18 protein-coding genes are annotated in these 20,485 nt (G+C 57.5%); 15 read left to right on the top strand and 3 right to left on the bottom strand.

What is annotated here, in order from left to right; genetic code table 11:
* The 14 genes from ftsW to nrdR all read left to right on the top strand — a co-directional run bounded on the left by ftsW (nucleotide 1) and on the right by nrdR (nucleotide 15,311).
* Nucleotides 1–1,257, top strand: a complete 1,257-nt coding sequence (gene ftsW, locus MHX53_RS09025; protein ID WP_239272329.1) for a putative lipid II flippase FtsW — start codon at nucleotides 1–3, stop codon at nucleotides 1,255–1,257.
* Entirely contained in the window at nucleotides 1,250–2,404 is a 1,155-nt protein-coding gene (gene murG, locus MHX53_RS09020; protein ID WP_102238249.1) for an undecaprenyldiphospho-muramoylpentapeptide beta-N-acetylglucosaminyltransferase, read from the top strand. Before ftsW ends, murG begins: the two co-directional genes overlap by 8 nt.
* On the top strand, nucleotides 2,401–3,759 hold the full coding sequence (murC, locus tag MHX53_RS09015; RefSeq protein ID WP_239272328.1) for a UDP-N-acetylmuramate--L-alanine ligase: 1,359 nt from the start codon (nucleotides 2,401–2,403) through the stop codon (nucleotides 3,757–3,759). The genes murG and murC overlap by 4 nt, the downstream gene beginning before the upstream one ends.
* On the top strand, nucleotides 3,756–4,445 hold the full coding sequence (locus MHX53_RS09010) for a hypothetical protein (protein ID WP_239272326.1): 690 nt from the start codon (nucleotides 3,756–3,758) through the stop codon (nucleotides 4,443–4,445). The genes murC and MHX53_RS09010 overlap by 4 nt, the downstream gene beginning before the upstream one ends.
* 122 nt (nucleotides 4,446–4,567) lie before the next feature.
* On the top strand, nucleotides 4,568–5,728 hold the full coding sequence (ftsZ, locus tag MHX53_RS09005; RefSeq protein ID WP_239272324.1) for a cell division protein FtsZ: 1,161 nt from the start codon (nucleotides 4,568–4,570) through the stop codon (nucleotides 5,726–5,728).
* 2 nt (nucleotides 5,729–5,730) lie between these two features.
* Nucleotides 5,731–6,516, top strand: a complete 786-nt coding sequence (pgeF, locus tag MHX53_RS09000) for a peptidoglycan editing factor PgeF (protein WP_239272322.1) — start codon at nucleotides 5,731–5,733, stop codon at nucleotides 6,514–6,516.
* 57 nt (nucleotides 6,517–6,573) lie between these two features.
* Nucleotides 6,574–7,050 carry a cell division protein SepF gene (gene sepF / locus MHX53_RS08995; protein ID WP_102238244.1) on the top strand — a complete coding sequence of 159 codons (477 nt, stop codon included), beginning with the start codon at nucleotides 6,574–6,576 and terminating at the stop codon, nucleotides 7,048–7,050.
* A gap of 68 nt (nucleotides 7,051–7,118) precedes the next feature.
* Nucleotides 7,119–7,418, top strand: coding sequence for a YggT family protein (locus MHX53_RS08990; protein ID WP_239272320.1), 300 nt, complete (start codon nucleotides 7,119–7,121; stop codon nucleotides 7,416–7,418).
* 101 nt (nucleotides 7,419–7,519) lie between these two features.
* Nucleotides 7,520–8,392 (top strand): DivIVA domain-containing protein, encoded by an 873-nt coding sequence (locus MHX53_RS08985; protein ID WP_239272318.1) that lies wholly within the window; start codon nucleotides 7,520–7,522, stop codon nucleotides 8,390–8,392.
* Nucleotides 8,393–8,511: 119 nt separating this feature from the next.
* Entirely contained in the window at nucleotides 8,512–9,006 is a 495-nt protein-coding gene (locus tag MHX53_RS08980) for a signal peptidase II (protein ID WP_239272316.1), read from the top strand.
* Nucleotides 9,006–9,932, top strand: a complete 927-nt coding sequence (locus tag MHX53_RS08975) for an RluA family pseudouridine synthase (protein ID WP_204515818.1) — start codon at nucleotides 9,006–9,008, stop codon at nucleotides 9,930–9,932. Before MHX53_RS08980 ends, MHX53_RS08975 begins: the two co-directional genes overlap by 1 nt.
* A 5-nt stretch (nucleotides 9,933–9,937) precedes the next feature.
* Nucleotides 9,938–13,474 (top strand): DNA polymerase III subunit alpha, encoded by a 3,537-nt coding sequence (dnaE, locus tag MHX53_RS08970; protein ID WP_275433696.1) that lies wholly within the window; start codon nucleotides 9,938–9,940, stop codon nucleotides 13,472–13,474.
* Between the two features lie 62 nt (nucleotides 13,475–13,536).
* The gene (gene hisD, locus MHX53_RS08965; RefSeq protein ID WP_239272314.1) at nucleotides 13,537–14,844 is read left to right on the top strand and encodes a histidinol dehydrogenase; all 1,308 of its coding nucleotides are present in this window, start codon (nucleotides 13,537–13,539) and stop codon (nucleotides 14,842–14,844) included.
* Nucleotides 14,844–15,311 carry a transcriptional regulator NrdR gene (nrdR, locus tag MHX53_RS08960; RefSeq protein WP_102238238.1) on the top strand — a complete coding sequence of 156 codons (468 nt, stop codon included), beginning with the start codon at nucleotides 14,844–14,846 and terminating at the stop codon, nucleotides 15,309–15,311. Before hisD ends, nrdR begins: the two co-directional genes overlap by 1 nt.
* A gap of 163 nt (nucleotides 15,312–15,474) precedes the next feature.
* Here the strand turns inward: nrdR and MHX53_RS08955 are convergent, their stop codons facing one another.
* The 3 genes from MHX53_RS08955 to MHX53_RS08945 form a co-directional block, all read right to left on the bottom strand.
* Nucleotides 15,475–16,140: a hypothetical protein gene (locus MHX53_RS08955; RefSeq protein ID WP_239272312.1), complete on the bottom strand. Its 666-nt coding sequence runs from the start codon at nucleotides 16,138–16,140 to the stop codon at nucleotides 15,475–15,477.
* Nucleotides 16,141–16,202: 62 nt separating this feature from the next.
* Nucleotides 16,203–18,389, bottom strand: a complete 2,187-nt coding sequence (locus MHX53_RS08950) for an ATP-binding domain-containing protein (RefSeq protein ID WP_239272310.1) — start codon at nucleotides 18,387–18,389, stop codon at nucleotides 16,203–16,205.
* 91 nt (nucleotides 18,390–18,480) lie between these two features.
* Nucleotides 18,481–19,233, bottom strand: a complete 753-nt coding sequence (locus MHX53_RS08945; RefSeq protein ID WP_102238235.1) for a fused MFS/spermidine synthase — start codon at nucleotides 19,231–19,233, stop codon at nucleotides 18,481–18,483.
* A 167-nt stretch (nucleotides 19,234–19,400) separates the two neighbouring features.
* Between MHX53_RS08945 and MHX53_RS08940 the strand changes: the two genes are divergently transcribed.
* Nucleotides 19,401–20,483: a hypothetical protein gene (locus MHX53_RS08940; RefSeq protein WP_239272308.1), complete on the top strand. Its 1,083-nt coding sequence runs from the start codon at nucleotides 19,401–19,403 to the stop codon at nucleotides 20,481–20,483.
* Nucleotides 20,484–20,485: the final 2 nt, after the last annotated feature.

Genomic DNA, 20,485 nt, shown 5'->3' with positions numbered 1-20,485 from the left:
GTGGCGAGCCAGGCAGTAGAGAACCCGTCTCGTGCGCGCCGTTGGGTCGAGCAGTGGAAAGAACTGTTAGACGCCCCGGTCGCCACTTACCACATCGTGCTGTGGTGTGTTGTTCTGCTCACCTCGTTTGGTCTCATCATGGTGCTTTCGGCGTCGTCCATCACCTCGTACGCAGGTGGTGAGGGAAACCCTTTCAGTGTGTTTCTTCGGCAAGCCATGTTCGCTGTGGTCGGGATGGGCTTGATGTTTGTTGTCGCACGCTTCAAGGTAAAGACCTGGAAGAAGCTCGCTCCCGTGCTTCTGATAGGCGGACTTCTGCTACAGGTTCTGCCGTTGACCCCGCTTGGCGTTGAAGTCAACGGAAACCGGTCATGGTTCTCGGTGGGTGGCGGTTTTCGAATCCAGCCAGCGGAGTTCGTCAAGATTGCGCTGTCGCTGTACATCGGTCGTTTCATGGCAGCGAAAATCCGAGAGCTTTCGTCTTTTACCGTTGTGATTCCAGTCCTTGCCGCCACTGGCCTGTCGATCGGGCTCGTGATAGCCGGGCACGACCTCGGGACCGGGCTGGTGCTCATCGCAGTTGCCCTTGGCGCGCTTTTTGTGGGAGGACTGCCGTGGAAGTGGATTATGACGCTCATGGCGGCCGCGATCGCTGGTGTGGCGGTGTTGGTTCTGACGAATGCGAACCGAATAGCGCGCATTCAAGCGATGTTCACCGGTCACTCGTCTGACGTGTCGGATCCGCTGGGGCAGCACTGGCAGTCCAACCACGGTCTGTACGCGCTTGCCTCCGGAGGATGGCTAGGAGTCGGCCTCGGTGGGAGCCGCGAAAAGTGGGCGTGGTTGCCGGAAGCTCACAACGACTTCATTTTCGCGATCATCGGCGAAGAGCTGGGGCTCGTGGGAACGTTGGCTGTAGTTTTGCTGTTTGCTCTTTTGAGCTACGGAATTGTGCGCATCATCATGCGTTCGCAAGACCGGTTTGTCCAAACGGTTTCGGCGGGACTCTTAGCGTGGTTGGCCGGTCAGGCGTTTATCAATATCTCGGTTGTGACTGGCCTGTTGCCGGTGATCGGTGTGCCTCTGCCATTCGTGTCATACGGTGGTTCTTCGCTGGCCGCGACACTGATAGCTGCGGGGGTTTTGTTGTCATTTGCACGTTCTGAACCTGGTGCTTCGGAAGCGCTTGCGTCGCGTGGTTTCCACCTGCGAAGTACGCTGCTGGGCCGAATGTCAAGAAAGAGTAAGAATGGTTAACGTCCTTTTTGCTGGTGGTGGGACAACGGGGCACGTGGCTCCGATGCTTGCTATTGTCCGCGACTTCACGTTCCAAGACCCCAACGGAAACGTGACGATCCTGGGTACCGAGGAAGGGCTAGAGAGTCGCCTCGTTCCTCAGGCAGGATATGAACTCAACACGATTGAAAAGGTGCCGTTTCCCCGCTCCATCAATGCGTCGCTTGTGAAGTTCCCCGGTCGTTTGGCCGGAGCAGTTTCGCGTACCAGGAACTTGATTAAGCAAAACAACGTCGACGTGGTTGTGGGTGTGGGTGGATACGTGTCTACACCTGCCTACTTGGCCGCAAAATCCTTGGGAGTGCCAATCGTGGTCCACGAAGGCAACGCCGTACCGGGACTTGCGAACAAACTGGGGGCACGTTTTACCAAGCATGTCGGCTACACGTTCGCCTCGACCCCAATGAAGGGGAAGCACGTGGGAATGCCCATGCGTCGCGAGATCGCTCAGATCAACCGCAAGGACCCGCTGACTCGGTACGAAGCCATGCAGAAACTCGGCCTGGACGCGTCCCTTGCCACCGTGATCGTGACGGGCGGTTCCAGCGGTGCACAGGCTATTAACGACGCGTTCTGCGACGCGGTTGACGAAATTCGGCGCACCGGTGTCCAGGTACTGCACATCACGGGAATCGGCAAGGCTGACAAGATTCGCGAAGCCACAGCAGACCTGCGCAACTACCATGTCACGGAATACGTAGACGGTATGGAGACGGTGTACTCGGCTGCGGACCTTCTGATTTGTCGAGCTGGCGCAGGGACTGTCGCCGAGGTGACCGTCGCCCAAGTGCCGGCACTGTATGTTCCGCTGGCGATCGGCAACGGCGAACAAGTGAAAAATGCCTCGGATCCTGTCACTGCCGGTGGGGCGCTCATGGTGGACAACGCGGCGTTTAGCGCAACGACCATCAAGAACACGGTCATTCCGCTTGCCAAAGATCCCCACCGTTTGAAGAACATGACCAAACGCTTGAACGAACTCAAGTTCCCGGCAACAGCCGACCGCGATGTGACACGCATGATCTTCGAGGCAGCGAACGTCCCGTACCCGGACAGGGCATACCCGTATGAACTCATGACCCGTGACGAACGAGAGGACCAGACGTGAGCACGTACCACTTCATTGGGATCGGAGGAGCCGGCATGTCCGGCATTGCCCGCATCATGCTCAGCCGTGGCTACACCGTGACTGGTTCAGACGCAAAAGAGTCAGCGGTGGTCGATGCGCTGCGCGCTCAAGGTGCCCACGTGTTCATTGGGCACGACGGCTCACACGTCGAAGGCGTCGACACCGTTGTTGTGTCTTCGGCCATCCGGCCCACTAACCCCGAAATCGTGCGCGCACAGGAACTCAACATTCCAGTGATTCACCGTTCGGACGCACTTGCCATGCTCATGGAGGGCAAGCGGACCATCGCAATCGCCGGGACGCATGGAAAAACGACAACCACCTCGATGACCACAGTGGCCCTGCAGGCAGCGGGGGAGGACCCTTCCTTTGCGATCGGTGGGCAACTCTCGAAAACTGGTACCAACGCGCACGCCGGTTCAGGAGATGTGTTCATCGCTGAGGCTGACGAATCTGACGGGTCGTTCTTGAAGTACCGCCCAGAGGTTGGCGTCATCACGAACGCTGAAGCAGATCACCTCGACCACTATGGGAGTTGGGAGCGTGTCCGCGAAGCATTCGTCGACTTTAGCTCCCACGTAGGAAAAATGGGCGGCACCCTCATCGTGTGTGCAGACGACGAAGGTGCGGCCTCGATCGGACGTGAAGCTCGTGAACGAGGGAGCAACGTCATCTTCTACGGTGAAAATGACGATGCTGACGCACGCGTTAAGGCGACGACCCACGGACAAGGGGTTAGCGTCTCGATCACATACGAGGGGCAGAGCTATGGGTTCGACATCGCGTTGCCTGGAACGTACAACGCGCTCAATGCAACAGCTGCGTTCTTGAGTGCGCGCACGGTAGGAGCGAACCCTGCAGGAATCATCCAAGGGTTGGAAAGCTTCACGGGTACGCGTCGCCGTTTTGAACTGCGCGGAACCGAAAAGGGAGTACGCGTCTACGACGACTACGCCCACCACCCCACCGAGGTGACAGCTCTGCTGACGGCAGCGAACAAAGTGGTAGATCCATCAAACAAAGTCCACGTGGTCTTCCAACCGCATCTGTTTAGCCGTACCAAGAACTTCTACCGCGAATTCGCACAAGCTTTGAGCCTGGCCGACGACGTTATCGTCCTGGACGTCTTTCCTGCACGCGAAGATCCAATTCCTGGTGTAACAGGGGAACTCATCGCTCGCGAGGTCACGAGCGACGTGACATATGTGCCCGCATTTTCTGACGCAGTACCAACTGTCGTCGAACGTGTGAAACCCGGCGACATCGTTTTGACGGTGGGTGCCGGCGACGTCACGATCTTGGGACCGGAGCTACTGGGAGCACTCGCACGGTGACATCCATCCCGGTCATTGGGAAGAAACGCGGAATCCACCTCGGCGTGAAGGTGGGCGCCGGAATCGTCGCGGGGCTCGTTCTCGTTGCGTGCCTCATGTTCTTTACGCCCATCATGGGTCTCAAAAACGTGAGCGTAGAGACCGGAGATCTGACTCCGGCAGAAGACGTGCGCACGTTTGTGCTTGAACGATATGGCGGTCGTCCGCTTCCCAGAATCTCCATGAATACGCTTTCTGGGGATATCCGCGCCGCATTCACGAAGTCCGAAAACGTGCGCGTGAGATGGTCGGGGATCAACACTCTGCACGTCACCATCACGGATAAAAAACCCGTTGCAGCACACAAAACCGACGACGGGTGGGTCAGGTACTCGTCGCGTGGCGAAGAAATCGACGTGGTTCAGCACGACCCTGAGCTCGTCAACATTCGCGGAGGCAGCCCCCGCGCAATTGAACAAGCTCTCGTTGTGGTTAAACACGTGCCAGATATTTCACGCGTCGAGTCAGTCGATGCACAAACCGAAGACGCCATCACGGTGGTGGTCACGCACGATGACTCCACGCGGCAAATCCGGGTGGGAGACGCCAGCGACATCGAGAAGAAGTTGAAAGTAGCGTTCAAACTCCTCGACCATTCCAAGGAATACGTCGATGTTTCTGCGCCAGATACCCCTGTCGCGCGATAAAGTTGAGGGCAGAGCCCACACGGCTTAAACGACACACCGCGGCGGTAGTTGCGCGAGTCCGTGAGTGGCAATAGCGTCGAGACAAAGACACCTGTCCCTTAAGCGTCGAAAGAGGAACCGACTTGGCTGAATACCCTCAATCCGGAGCAGACATCAAGGTCGCCGGAACCGGTGGCGGTGGTGTTAACGCTGTACAGCGCATGATCGACGTGGGCCTCCGCGGTGTCGAATTCATCGCGATCAACACCGACGCCCAGGCACTCGTGCTGTCAGAAGCAGACACCAAACTTGAAATTGGGCGCGAGCTCACCCGCGGTCTCGGTGCCGGTGCCGACCCAGAGATTGGTCGCAAAGCTGCTGAAGACTCCGAAGAAGCCATCCAGGAAGCACTCGAAGGTGCCGACATGGTGTTCGTCACCGCAGGTGAAGGTGGCGGAACCGGAACGGGTGCGGCGCCAGTTGTCGCACGCATCGCCCGCTCACTGGGTGCGTTGACCATCGGTGTCGTCACACGCCCCTTTACCTTTGAAGGACGTCGTCGTTCCGCACAGGCCGAAGCCGGAATTGAAGCACTTCGCAAAGAAGTCGACACGCTGATCGTCATTCCGAACGACCGACTCCTCACGATCTCCGACCGCAACGTCTCGGTCGTTGAAGCGTTCAAGTCAGCCGACGAAGTTCTGCGCTCCGGTGTGCAGGGCATCACCGACCTGATCTCAACTCCCGGCATGATCAACCTGGACTTCGCCGACGTGAAGTCAGTCATGCAGGACGCGGGAACCGCGCTCATGGGAATTGGTTCTGCGGTTGGTGAAGACCGCGCAGTCAAGGCAGCCGAAGCAGCAATCGCTTCACCGCTGTTGGAAGCGAGCATCGAAGGTGCGCACGGAGTCCTTCTCTCGATCCAAGGTGGCACCGACCTCGGCTTGTTCGAAGTCAACGAAGCCGCCCGCCTGGTGCAGGAAGCCGCTCACCCAGAAGCCAACATCATTTTTGGTACCGTGATCGACTCCAACCTGGGTGATGAATGCCGTATCACCGTTATTGCGGCTGGTTTCGACGTTCCTAAGAGCGAAACTCAGGCGGCAAGCCCGGCGGTGGCGACACAGGAAGCCACGCCCGCCTCGGACGGTCCTGCACAGGAAGCGGAAGAGAGCCCAGCGCCAGCGCCGGCAACGGAAGCCGAGCCAGCCCCTGCGGCGTCTCCAGTTCCGGAGTCCCTGCCGGAAGAACGAACCAAGAACTTCGATAACAACATCGAAATTCCGGACTTCTTGAAGTAAACGTGCTCTACAGCCGTTTCGTCCTCCCCAGCAGTCGCACACGCGCGCACGTCGCGTTCACCGACCGCTGGGGAGGTTTCAGTTCTACCTCTTTTAGCACGCTGAACCTGGCGTTGCGCGTGGGTGACGACGACACAGATGTGGCGGCTAACAGGGGAGTCCTCGCCAATACGCTGGGGCTCAATCCAGAAGCCCTGCGGTTCATCGACCAGGTTCACGGAAACCGGGTGATCGCGTGGGACGCAGACGGAGCGCACGATCCCCACACAGGTGAACGCGCGGAGTCGGTGACGGCCGATGCGCACGTGACGAAAACGCCTGGGCTGGGGTTAGTCATCATGGTGGCTGACTGTGTGCCGGTGATGTTCGCAGACCCCGAGGTCGGTGTCATCGGGGCGGCGCACGCCGGGCGAGCAGGAATGGTGGACGGCGTGGTGCCCGCAACGGTGGCGGCCATGCGTGAACTAGGTGCGTCTAAGATCCAGGTGGCGATCGGCCCGTCGATTTGCCCCCGTTGCTATGAAGTTCCTGCCGACATGCGCGCTCAAGTATCAAGCGTTGAACCGGTGACGGCTTCGGTTTCTCGGGATGGAACGCCTGCTTTGGATGTCGCCGCCGGGGTCGCTGAACAGGCTGCCCGTGAAGGGTGTGAGATTGTCGACTTCTCGAGCACGTGTACTCGCGAGTCCTCAGATCTGTTTTCCTACCGCAAAGACTCTATTACAGGGCGGTTCGGCGGTCTGGTGTGGCTAGAAGAATTAACGACACACCCACGCAAAGACGCATAACAACACCCGCCCTCCGGTACCTTCAAATATGAGGGAACCAAACCACGAGGAGTGCCAATGTCCACCCTGAAGAAAATCAGCAACTACTTTGGCTTCGGCGAAGAAGAAGCCTACGAAGCCGAGCCACGTCACGAACGCAACAGTCAGTACGAAGCTCCTGTGTACGAAGAAGAACCACAGGAAGAGGAACCCGCTGACGTGACGCCTATCCGTTCTTCTGTCCGCCCAGTAGAAACGGCATCGCCTGCGAACATGTCAAACATCCACGTGATCCACCCACGCAGCTACAACGATGCGAAAACGATCGGTACTGCTTTCCGCGACGGAATCCCCGTTGTCATGAACCTGTCTGCCATGGACGAAGCCAACGCAAAGCGTTTGGTGGACTTCTCTGCAGGCTTGATCTTTGGCTTGCACGGCTCGATCTCTAAAGTGACAAACAACGTGTTTCTGCTTACTCCTGCCAACGTTGAGGTGGGCGAAGAAACCGATTCCGTAGCAAAGACCCAGGCGAGCTTTTTTAACCAAAGCTAATTCGTGATTGTTCCCTCTGACGGGCTACCGTATACGGTGGTCCGTCAATTTTTTCTGAAAGAGGTTTCGTGGCAATAGTTCTACAGATTCTTGCGTGGCTCTTGTCGCTGTACGTGTATGTACTTATCGGCCGAGTCATTATCGATCTGATTCAAGTCTTTGCCCGAGACTGGCGCCCCACAGGTGCAGTGTTGGTGCTGTGTGAAATCATTTACACCATCACCGACCCTCCGATAAAGGCAATTCGCAAAGTTATTCCTCCACTCAGACTAGGAAATGTTGCGATTGACCTAGGGTTTATCCTTGTATTTATTGGGGTTCAGATGCTTTCGAGATTTCTCTTCGTCCTCTCGACGCAGGTAGGTTAGACTGTCCCCATATGATGACTTGACACATTCATGCTGGTGGTGCGGTATTGTGGCAGTGATCATCAAAAAAAGAATTTGTACGCACAACCGAAGGTGGCCACATGGCTCTTACGCCTGAAGACGTAGTCAACAAACAGTTCCAGCACGTTAAGTTCCGTGAAGGATACGACGTAGACCAGGTTGACGACTTCCTCGACGAGGTTGTCGTTGAACTGCGTCGCTTGAACGAAGAGAACGATTCACTTCGTCAGAAACTGTCTGTGGCTGAACAGCGCGTAGCCGAACTCGAAGCTAAGGGTTCGAACACTGAAGACGCGAACGCTACCCAGGCAATGCCAGCAGCTGTTGACGCTCCTAAGGAAGAAGCGCCTAAGGAAGCCACTGCCAAGAAGGAAGAAGCTAAGCCTGTTGTTGCTCCACAGCAGCCTGCTTCTGTTAAGGCGGAACCGGCTAAGGCTGACGCTCCAAAGGAAGAAGCAGCTAAGGCCGAAGCACCTAAGGCCGAGGTTGCCGACGACGCTAAGGTTGGCGAAGAAACCCAGGTTGCTCCTGCAGTTGCTACCCCAGACGCAAAGCCTGCAGCTGCTCCTGCCGCACCTGCTGCCACCGCACCTGCTGCGGCACCTGTTGCTGGCGCAGGCGACAAGGACGCTCACGGCCTGATCGCTTTGGCACAGCGCGTCCACGACGAACACGTTGCTGAAGGTGAGAAGACCCGCGACCGCCTGATCGGTGAAGCGAAGAAGAAAGCTGCCGACATCGTTTCTGAAGCTCAGAAGAAGCGTGACGAAACCCTGCAGCAGCTCGAAACGCAGAAGGTCAACCTGGAAAAGGACATCGACGGTCTGCAGAACTTCGAACGTCAGTACCGTACCCGTCTCAAGAGCTACCTCACCGACCAGTTGCGCGACCTCGAAAGCTCAGGTTCGCTTGCTCCTGAGACCCTTTCCAAGGACGCTAAGCACACGCTGTAAGCAGAGAGTCCGTGTGTAGTCTTTGACACAAACACGTTAAACGCACCGCACGTTCCTACGTGCGGTGCGTTTGTATATCGTAAGATCGAATTCGTTGAAAAAGCCCAAAGGAGATGTACGTGAGCACACGAGCTGTGACGCTATATGCACTAGCGCTAGGCGTCATCGCCATTGACCAGCTCGCAAAAGTTCTCGCGGTGAACTTCCTTCAAGGTCAGCCACGGATCGCAATCGTAGGAGACCTGGTGGGACTCACGTTTTTGCGCAATCCCGGAGCGGCGTTCGGAATCGGTGCCGGAGCAACGTGGATTTTTTCGGTGATCGCGATTGCGGTGTTCGCCGTGATCGTCTTTATCTCTCGTAGGCTTGCCTCCACGTGGTGGGCAATCGGCCTGGGCTTACTTTTAGGCGGTTTGACGGGGAACCTCATCGACAGGTTCTTCCGCATGCCAGCAAATGGGCAAGTCCCACAGTTTATGCACGGAGCCGTTGTCGATTTCATTGATTTGCACTTCTTTGTGTGCAACATTGCTGATATCGCAATCACAGGTGCAGCCGTCGTCATTGCACTTCTCACACTCAAAGGAACCAGCATCGACGGGAGGGAAGAGTAGTGGAACGCTCAATCCTTGTGCCCGAAGGGCTCGAAGGTGAACGCATCGATACCGCGCTGTCGCGCCTCCTTGGCCTGTCACGTTCGGCAGCTGCCGGACTCGCCGAGAACGGCGACGTTGAAGTCGACGGTGCCAAGGTGCCTAAGTCGATGCGAGTGACGGCAGGTTCACGTATCGACGTGACAATGCCGCAGCCTAAGGAACCGTTGTCGATCGTTGCTGAACCAGTACCGGGAATGAACGTGATCTACGACGACGACGCTTTTGTCGTGGTCGACAAACCAGTCGGAGTCGCGGCGCACGCAGCCGCCGGGTGGTCCGGCCCCACCGTGATCGGTGGTCTTGCTGCAGCTGGGTACCAGATTGCCACCTCGGGGGCGGCTGAACGGCAAGGGATCGTTCAGCGTCTGGACGTGGGCACCTCGGGAGTCATGGTGGTCGCCAAAGGCGAACACGCCTACTCTGTCCTCAAACGGGCGTTTAAAGAACGCACCGTCGACAAGACCTACCACGCCCTTGTGCAGGGGCTCCCAGACCCCGTGGTGGGCACAATCGAAGCTCCGATTGGCCGGCACCCACGCAAAGACGGTCTCTACGCGGTACGCACAGACGGCAAACACGCCGTCACTCATTACGAAGTGATTGAAGCCTACAGGTCAGCGTCGCTGATTGAAGTCAAGTTGGAAACCGGGCGCACGCACCAGATTCGCGTACACATGTCCGCTACTAAACGGCCCTGCTGCGGTGACATTCCCTACGGGGCGGACCCCGTGTTAGCTCAGAAACTGGGGCTTGAACGCCAGTGGCTCCACGCCGTCAAACTCGGTTTCGAGCACCCCGAAACAGGGGAGTACGTCGAATTCACATCTGACTATCCACACGATCTCGAGACCGCGCTCGAACGCTTACGAGCAGCACAGTGGTGAGGTAATTGGCTGACGACTTCGTACACCTGCACGTCCACACTGAGTACTCGATGCTCGACGGGGCGGCCCGTCTGGGTGACCTCATGGCGGCAACCAACGAACTGGGAATGCACGCATTGGCCACCACCGACCACGGGTACCTGTTTGGTGCGTTCGACTTCTGGAACCAGGCAACTAAAGCCGGCATCAAACCCATCATTGGTGTCGAAGCCTACGTGACTCCCGGAACGGCCCGTAACGACAAAACCGTCGTGAAGTGGCGCACCGACGAGTCCCAGCGTTCCGACGACGTGTCAGGTGGTGGTCGCTACACGCACATGACACTCCTGTCGCGCAACAACCGGGGAATGCAAAACCTGTTCAAAGCCTCGTCGCTTGCATCCTTGGACTCAGCTTTGGGTAACCGCCCACGCTTGGACCGGGAGCTTTTGCAAAATTATTCGGAAGGTCTAATCGCGACCACCGGGTGCCCGTCCGGTGAAGTCCAGACACGTCTGCGTTTGGGCCAGTACGACGAGGCCCGCAAAGCTGCGGGGGAGTACCGCGAAATTTTTGGCGCGGACTACTACTTCTGCGAACTCATGGACCACGGGCTCGAAATTGAACGCCGTGTAACCAAGGATCTTTTGCGGCTGGCTAAAGAGCTCAACCTGCCGCTTGTCGCTACCAACGACTTGCACTACACCCATGAGTCCGACGCCACAGCGCACGAGGCTCTGCTGGCTCTGCAATCCGGGTCCAAACTCCTTGAACCCACATACGATCAGGGCGGAAGCCGATTCGCGTTCTCGGGAACCGGGTACTACCTCAAATCGCCTGCCGAAATGCGGCACCTGTTCAAAGAGCTCCCCGAAGCCTGCGACAACACGCTCAAAATCGCAGACATGTGCGACGTGTCGTTCGACACCAGTGCGAACTACATGCCCAAGTTCCCAACGCCCGAAGGCGAAGACGAAACGTCGTGGCTCATCAAAGAGGTCGACAAAGGGTTGCACTATCGCTACCCACAAGGCATTCCTGATGAGGTGCGGAAGCAAGCCGACTACGAACTCGACATCATCATCAAGATGGGGTTCCCCGGTTACTTCCTGGTGGTTGCCGACTTCATTAACTGGTCCAAGGACAACGGAATCCGGGTGGGGCCAGGACGTGGGTCCGGAGCGGGCTCCATGGTGGCATACGCGATGCGTATCACTGACCTCGACCCCCTTCAGCACGGCCTCATCTTCGAACGATTCCTCAACCCTGAACGTGTGTCCATGCCGGACTTCGACGTGGACTTTGACGACCGTCGACGCTCCGAAGTGATCGACTATGTGACACAGAAATACGGTTCCGAATACGTCGCGATGATCGTGACCTACGGAACGATCAAGACCAAACAAGCGCTGAAAGACGCGGCCCGCGTGCTGGGGCACCCGTTCTCGATGGGTGAAGAACTCACGAAAGCCCTGCCTCCCGCCACGATGGCGAAAGACATTCCCCTTGCCGACATCGAAAACCCGGAAGCACCTCGGTACAACGAAGCCGGGGACTTCCGCAACCTCCTTGCCAGCAATGAACAAGCACGCGAAGTTTTTGAAACCGCCCGAGGTCTCGAAGGGCTCAAACGTCAGTGGGGCGTTCACGCGGCCGGTGTCATCATGTCGTCGGAGCCCATTATTGACGTCATCCCCATCATGCGGCGCTTTCAAGACGGTCAGGTCATCACCCAGTTTGACTACCCCACCTCGGAGGGGCTGGGCCTTATCAAGATGGACTTTTTGGGGCTACGAAACCTCACCATCATTTCTGACGCTCTTGAAAACATTCAGCGCAACCGCGATGTGGAACTGGACCTTGAGCGCCTCGAACTCGACGACGCCGACACGTACAAACTACTGGCACGCGGGGACACGCTGGGTGTGTTCCAGCTCGACGGTGGGGGTCTGCAGGGGCTACTCAGGCTTATGCAGCCGGACAACTTCGAAGACATTTCCGCAACGCTTGCTCTGTACCGTCCGGGCCCCATGGGTGCCGACTCACACACCAACTACGCCAAGCGTAAGAACGGCCTGCAAGAGATTACCCCGATCCACCCGGAGCTTGCTGAACCGCTCAAGGAGATCCTGGACACCACGTTCGGTCTGATCATCTACCAGGAACAGGTGATGGCGATCGCGCAGAAGGTGGCCGGGTACTCGCTGGGTCAGGCCGATATTTTGCGCCGTGCGATGGGTAAGAAGAAGAAAGCCGAACTGGATAAGCAGCAGGTCGGGTTCTTTGGCGGCATGAAGGAACGGGGCTACTCGGAAGAAGCAGCCCAAGCGCTGTGGGACATCCTCCTGCCATTCTCTGACTACGCGTTCAATAAGGCTCACTCCGCTGCGTACGGTGTGGTGTCCTACTGGACGGCATATCTGAAAGCTCACTATCCGGCCGAATACATGGCCGCTCTGCTCACCAGTGTGGGTGACAACAAAGACAAACTGGCGGTGTACCTGGGTGAGTGTCGCAAAATGCACATCACGGTCCTGCCACCGGATGTGAACGAATCTGAACTCAACTTCACACCAGTGGGCAACGACATTCGCTTCGGCATGGGCGCGGTGCGCAACGTGGGTTACAACGTGGTCGACGGGATCGTGGAATCGCGTACCGAAAAAGGCGCGTTCACGTCGTTCTCCGACTTCTTGGACAAGGTTCCTGCGCACGTGTGCAACAAGCGCACCGTGGAGTCGCTCATTAAGTCCGGTGCGTTTGACTCGCTGGGGCACACCCGCAGGTCACTCGTCGAAGTTCACGAAGAAGCCGTTGACTCGGTCATTGGGGTTAAGCGTCAGGAAGCCGCGGGGCAGTTCGACCTGTTTGCTGGCCTTGGTGACGAAGACTCTTCGAGCTTCTCGATCCCTATCCCTGATCGAGTGGAGTGGGACAAGAAAGAGAAGCTGGCGTTTGAACGCGAGATGATCGGGCTGTACGTCTCGGACCACCCGCTCAACGGACTCGAGGGAGTCATCGCGTCTGAATCCGATCTTCCTCTTGTGGATCTCATCAGTCACGGGCGACCCGACGGGTCCACCATCACGGTATGCGGCATGATCACGTCACTTGTGCGGAAGGTTTCGAAGAACACGGGACGTCCATACGCGATTGTCACGATTGAGGACTTGGAAGCTTCGATCGAGGTGCTGTTCTTTGGCGACGTGTATGAACCCGTTGCCGACATTCTGACGAGTGATTTGATCGTGACGATCCGTGGGCGTGTTAAACAGTCCGAAGACCGGCCCATCAGCCTCATGGCGCAGTCCGTCACGCTTCCCGATGTCTCCAACGCATCCGGTAGCCCGTTGCAACTGACCATTCCGCTAGATCGTGCAACCCAGAACACCGTGGAGGAACTCGACGAGATTCTGCGCGCGAACCCTGGCCCCACGGAAGTGCGGGTCAATGTGATGGAACCAGGGAAGCGCACGTTGATTCGTTTGAACCGCCGGGTCGAAACTGGTCCCAGCCTCTACGGGGACCTGAAGGCTCTGCTGGGCTCCCGCTGTCTGGGATGACCCGCTGCTATGAGGGGATGGGGCGCCGAGGTGTTCCACACCACTCTGAGTAGAATGGCTGTGTGAACGAACTGTTAAGAATCATCAAGGTGCCAGCGGGAATTTCTACTCGTAAGCTTCGCTCACTCGTTCCGCGAGCACATGATTCTTTGGACAAGGCACGCTCCAGTGTCGCCCCAGTGGTTGACGATGTCCGGGACCGAGGTCGTGCAGCAGTCATCGATGCAACGTCGCGTTTCGACGGGGTTGAGTTAGAAAACGTGCGGGTTCCTCGCGAAGAACTCACCCGCGCTCTGGCCGAATTGGACTCAGGAGTACGCGAAGCACTGGAAGAGTCAGTTGCGCGCTTGCGTCAGGTGAGCACACGCGATGTCCCGCAGGGTTCGACGACGGACTTTGACGGTTCTGTCGTGTCAACGCGGTGGACCCCGGTGGACCGCGTGGGACTCTACGTTCCCGGTGGTCGTGCCGTGTACCCGTCCACGGTCGTTATGAACGCGGTGCCCGCACAGGTTGCGGGCGTGGGGTCGTTGGCGCTCGCGTCGCCTCCCGGACCTTCTGGCTTGCCTCAACCGGTAGTTATGGCGACAGCTGAACTTTTGGGTGTGGATGAAGTGTGGGCCATGGGAGGAGCCCAAGCGATCGCGGCGTTTGCCTACGGTTTTGACGACGGCGAAGTGTGTGAGCCCGTCGATGTCATCACCGGCCCAGGTAATGCGTACGTGGCAGGTGCTAAGTCGCTTGTCCGATCGTTTGTGGGCGTTGATTCGATTGCAGGACCCACTGAGATTATCGTGTGTGCTGATGATCATGCGAGGCCTGAGTTTGTCGCTGCGGATCTCATCAGCCAGGCTGAACACGACCCGCTGGCGGCTTCTGTTCTTGTCACGGACTCGACTGACCTGGTGGACCGCGTGCAGGACGAACTGGCCCGCCAGATCGAAGAAGCCACACACCGCGAACGGATCCGTGAAGCGTTTGCTGGGTCTCAGTCGGGTATTTTGTTGGTCGAATCGCGTACGGACATGGTGCGCGTGGCGAACGTGTACGCGGGCGAACACGTCGAAGTCATGGTCGAAAACCCTCACGAGTTTGCGCAGGAACTGCGCCACGGTGGAACGATTTTCATCGGCGACTACTCACCCGTGGCATTGGGCGACTACTGTTCAGGATCGAACCACGTACTGCCCACAAGCGGAACAGCTACCCACGCGTCGCCACTAGGGGTTCACAGTTTCATGAAGAGTAGCCAGATTGTGAGCTACACACGTAACGGCTTGCTCGATGTGGCCGATCACATTGAGACGCTGGCCGATGCTGAAAACCTTCCCGCCCACGGTTATGCTGTGCATCTACGGAGGGAGAGCTAATGCACTGTCCGTTTTGTCGCCACAGCGATTCGCGCGTTGTCGATTCGAGAACCGCTGAAGACGGAGCGTCGATCCGCCGTCGCCGTCAATGCCCCAACTGCTCACGCCGCTTCACCACGATCGAAGCGACGAGCTTATCGGTGATTAAACGTTCGGGAGTCTCCGAGGAGTTTTCCCGTCAAAAAGTGGTCTCCGGTGTGCGTAAAGCATGCCAAGGACGTCCCGTCTCTGAGGACGATTTAGCGAAACTCGCTCAACGCGTCGAGGAGAACATCCGCTCGCAGGGGATCGCTGAGATCGACGCCGACGAAGTGGGACTGGCCATTCTGGACCCCCTTCGCGAACTCGACCAAGTTGCATACCTGCGTTTCGCTAGCGTGTACCAAGGGTTCGACTCACTCGAAGACTTTGAAGCGGCAATCTCCTCACTCCGTGCAGAACGCGAAAATGCACGTCTCGAACAGTAAAACCGTAGCCTAAATGGTCAGAAACTGATTCGATTTGCTCCTTGCACTGAGGTTCTGTGTAAGATGAAAGGGCGCTATGGCGCCTGCCACTGGTGGCTTCGGAGGGGAAGCCGATGCCACCAGTGGCCTTCTTATATTCCTGCAGGTCACTCGCGGTGAACCTCTACGCTGCTTGGGCAAGCTGAGGCTTGCGCGTAACCGCCCGGATTCCCTGGGCTGTGAGCTGACATTCCACGTCCTCTGCTGTTGCGCTCGGACCCCACTCGTCAGCGATCTCGGACAGAGTGCGCAGGTATGTGCCATACGTTGAGGCAGTCCACGCTGACCTTTGCTTCATGTTCAAAGCTCGAGCAGTTCGACCGTCGAGAATCAGCGGCATGTTCTCGCTTTCGTACAAGGGGTTTCGTCGCGAAAAGTACATGAGTTTCGTGAAATGCGATGGTCCCACGAACGGGATGCGCAGATCGGTGCTCCATGCCCAGTACGCATCTTCCGGTTCGCATTCGCGGGTCTTCGTAATCGCATCGTAAAGACGTAGAGCAAAATCTTCGGTTTCGAGCGGTTTGCATGCCCGGTAAACGGACCTGGGCGCGTTCCCGGCTGCCCACATGCTCACACCGGCATAGAAATTGAGTGCCGATTCAGGATCGTGGATGTGCGAACCCAAGTTAAAGAGAGTCCAACGGCTGATGACCTCGCTGGCTCCATTGAGAATCGCCGGGCGTGGACCCGTCCAAAACTTATCCCAGTGCGCTCTTCGCACGGGAGCTGACAGGGATGGAACGTGGGGTATATGTGGGCTGAACGATTGAATGAGTTGTGCGTACATTTTTCCTCCTGTTGTGTGTTGTGTACACGATCGTGACAGGAGGCACTGACACAGTTTTTCGATCACATGTACGAGTCGAGCACCGACTCGTTCGACGTGACAACAGTTAGACGTGACGTTGCACGCGTTAGCGCAACATACAGTTCACCCACGCCCTTCTGCGAATGTGCAATGAACGCAGGCTCAAAAATCACGACGTTGTCGAACTCCAGACCCTTTGCTCCGAACGGCGTGAGAACAGCGACTGTGCGGTCGATCCCCGCAGGGCCCATACCGTAGTCAAGACCCGTCTCCGTGAGCATTGCTTCAAGGATCTCGCGGTGTTCGGCGGCCGTGATGATCGCGCACGTTCCACCCAATTCCCAGTCAGTCAGCACTGAAGCCAACCGAGCCACGGACTCAGAAACCGAGGCAGTCCGAACGACCTCGGGATCGTGAGTGCCTTCCCTCACTGGGGTGGGGACGGCCAGCGTGGGGAAGTGGTCACTGAGAAGCTGGTTCGCAATCGACATGATGCGACCCGGGGTGCGGTACGAAACCGTGAGTTCTTGCGCATCAAAGGAATCGACGTGCGGTGACAGCATGGTGTTCCATGTGCGCTCTGAGTCCACAATTGAAGCCTGAGCCAGGTCACCCACAAGCGTGGCAGATTTGGACGGCACCCGGTTAAACAACAGGCGCAATTGCATGGGGTTGAGCTCTTGTGCCTCATCGACGATGAGGTGCCCATACGTCCATTCGCGATCCTCGCTGGCCCGCTCCGCCAAGGTTTGAGACGCGCCTGTGTCCGTGTACCGCTGCGCCAACTGCTCGGCAGAAATAAGGTCACCCGTTCCCGTCATCTCGAGGACACGTTCGGCGTACTCGACCTCGTGGTTCTGTTCATGTGCCTGACCGGGTGCGGCTCCTAATAGTTCGGCCAGCTCGTCCAGAAGAGGGACGTCCTCGACCGTAATGTCTGAGCCCGCAGGACGACGCAGACGCGCCATTTCTTCAAACGTCAGCACCTTGTCGGCAGCCGCCACCAACTTGTGCGGCTTGGAAAACAGAGCGTCCAGAACACCTCGGGGAGTCAACGGCAACCAATGCGAGTTGATCGCAACACGAGCGTCGCGTGAGCGGCGCACATCATCGACGATTTCCGCAATCTGGTCCTGCGACGCACCGCCCTCGCCGTTATCCACGATCCGCTGTGCCAAAGCATTCATCAACGTTGTTGCAAAGACTTCACGAGCGCGGTTGTGCGCGTACCCGGACCGGCGTGCTCGTTCGCGTGCGGTCTTCACCATGTCTCGAGTGAGCGTGACGCGCCGCAATCCCACGCTCAACTCGATGTCTGAAGCGGGGATTCGCTGGTAGTTCCGCACGGCTCGGGACAGCACCTTCACCATGCGGAGGTCGCCCTTCACCGCCGAGGTGGCAGAAGAGTCCCGTAGCGTCGTATCGACCCCGGGGAACAGTTGGCCCGGGGTTAACAGAACGGCGCCTGTTTCACCCAAGCTGGGCAAGACTTTCTCGATGTACTTAAGAAACACGGGAGACGGCCCAACGATAAGAACACCCGACTGAGCTATGGTCGTGCGGTGTTTATACAGGAGGAACGCGGCGCGGTGGAGTGCAACAGCGGTTTTTCCTGTTCCAGGCCCACCCTGGACCACGACAACGCCAGACAGAGGCTTGCGAATGATCGCGTCCTGTTCTGCCTGAATCGTTTCGACGATGTTCGACATCCGGCCCGTGCGGTGGGCATCGAGCGAGGCAATTAGGGCGCCTTCGCCACGCAGGTGCTTACGCTTGTTAGAGTCCAGGTCGTTCAAGTTCAGAACATCGTCTTCGATGCCCACAACTTCTCGCCCACGCGTGGTGAGGTGGCGCCTGAGCACCAGGTTTTCTGGTTGCGCGGCAGTCGCACGATAAAACGGTTCGCTGGCCGGAGCTCTCCAGTCCATGAGCAACTGCGACCGGTCCTGATCGCTGATCCCGATCCGCCCGATATACGTGGTGGTGCCGTCGCGGTCGTCGATGCGCCCAAAGCACAGTCCTTCTTCGGCACTGTTGAGGCGAATGAGCTGATCTTCGTACACCGTGGCAAACGCATCGCGTTCAGACCTGTTCTGGTGGTGGTTCCCCACGTGTGTGAGCCGTACATTCTGAAGTTTCTGGGTGGTTTCGGTACGGAGTTCGTCTAGCCTCGTGTAGACCGCATCGACGTGTTGCTGCTCGATGGAAATTTCGTTCAAATCGTTCACCCTGTACCTTTCCGGCATTCAATTATGCCGGAACCGAACGACCTTGGCGTCGAATTCCATGTGAATTTTGGTTCGTGCGCCGTGAGTTAAGTCATGCTTTGGTGACGGTGGCTGGAGCGAATCCAGTTCGCAACGAGGCGGCAAGGCCAGTTGCGTTGATGGCGCTTGCTGAGGCCACTACTACGACGTTCGCGCGCTGCCCCCGCGTCCGCCCGGTCGCGTTGACGACGTACACGTGTGCGAAGTGGGTGGCAATTGCCTGGATTTCTTCTCGCGCGTGCGCTGGGGTGCCTGCGATATTGAATAGCGCCAGGCCCTGTGGTTTAAGGGCCGAGGCGGTGTAGGCAAAGTAGGCATCAGTCGTGAGTGCCTGCGGAGTTGCGTCTCCGTCGAACGCGTCACGGACCACGATGTCGAGGCTTTCCGGTGCGAACGTTTGGATTTCGCGTGCCCCGTCACCCACCCTGAGCGCAAGTGCGGGGGAGCGGGGAAGATCAAACCACTCGCGTACGTAGTCCATGAGAAGAGCGTCGATGTCGATGGCTGTTTGCCGGGACCGTGGGTGAGTGGCGTGCAACCGGCGGGCTAAGGAACATCCGGCTGCTCCAATGTGGACTGCTCTGACCGAGGTGCCGTGCGGGAAAACCTGATCAATCGTGGTTGCCATCCAGTGGAGGTATGGGAAGTCTAAGCGATTCGGATCGTCCGTCGTGATCGACGAACTGGGTACTGAGTTGACGTAGAGAATCCACGAGTTGGGTTCACCTGGAATGTTTTCCTTGCGAGCAATTCCTGTGGATATCTCGACCTCGACGCTGGTGTCGCGTGTCCGTTTCCGTCCCATATGGGCCAAGTGTAGTTGTTGTCCCCGGTCACAGAGGTGGAATGCGGGAACCGTTCGTGTGTACACGGAGAGTGTTGCAGCGACTTCTCGTTGTGGAGAAAACGGCTATATCCACAGGCTGAAACGAGTGGGTTTCCGGTGGAGTAGATGAGCATGAAAGTGAGGTCATGGAAACAATAAACATCAGTACACCCGTCGATATTGTTCGTCTCGTCAACATGGCCATGGGACACGTCCCGCCCGATTCGCTTGTTTTTGTTCTTAAGCGCAACGTGGAAGGTCCAGGGGCTCTGGGCGGAAGCGTGCGCGTCAATTTCGATATGGAAGCTGTCCGTAGATTCAGTGCCGATGTCGCTCAACAAATGGCGCAGGTGGTTCTTCGTTTCGAGCCGTGCGAAGTGGTCTTCCCCGTGTTTTCGTGCGACGAAATCGCTCAAGCTCTAGGGCACACAGGAGAAGAACTCAGGAGCTCCGATGTTCACGCTCTTGTTCACGCGTGGACTGGGATTCAACGCGAACTCTCAAGAGTCGGAGTGAGATCTATTCCTCCCGTGTGGACAGGCCACAATAAATGTGGCTGGATTCTAGAACCTGAAATGTGTTCACCCGTTTCGAACGTAGAAACCACCACAAATCTGCCACCGCTGTCAGCACTCCCACACGTCAGGAAACGTGTGCGTGCGCAACTCGAGAGCTGCGTAGGTGACAAACGGAGTGATCTTGAAGCGCTTATCAGTGATGCAAGTGAGCTTTGTACCTTCGCTCTTTCAGAAACCACCCCGCCCGATTGGGACAGTATCCACGTGAGCGCTGGAGCAGTCCGAGCTATCGAGACGTTGAGCGACAACGGTGTAGGCCGAGACGCTCTCATCACTGTGTTTTCAGCGCGGCACCCCAGCTTTAGACCCGATGTGGTGGGGAACTTGAGTCCAGAAGAATTTCTGGAAACGATCTTGGAAATCTTAGAAGGGGACATTGAACAGTACCTTGCTGGAATGGACGCGATCCGGCCACACATGCCATACACGTACTCCGTTCTTATGTACCTCAAACTCGTCGCAGTCCACGCATCTGACGAGTACTTTAGTGAACTACTAGGCGTGATCGCGTGGTTCGAATGGGTTGCCGGGCACAACTCGTACGCTCATCATTTCGCACGGTCGGCGCTCGCTGTCGACTCGGCGAATAGCTTTGCTGGCACTGTCGAAGCGTTTGTAGAGCGGGGGATCACCGCTGTGTGGACGCGCTAATT

Source organism: Brevibacterium sp. ACRRH (genome assembly GCF_022346365.1).
Lineage (GTDB): Bacteria > Actinomycetota > Actinomycetes > Actinomycetales > Brevibacteriaceae > Brevibacterium > Brevibacterium paucivorans.
Note: the sequence above shows the minus strand (reverse complement) of the source record. Positions and strands in the feature narration are given on the sequence as shown.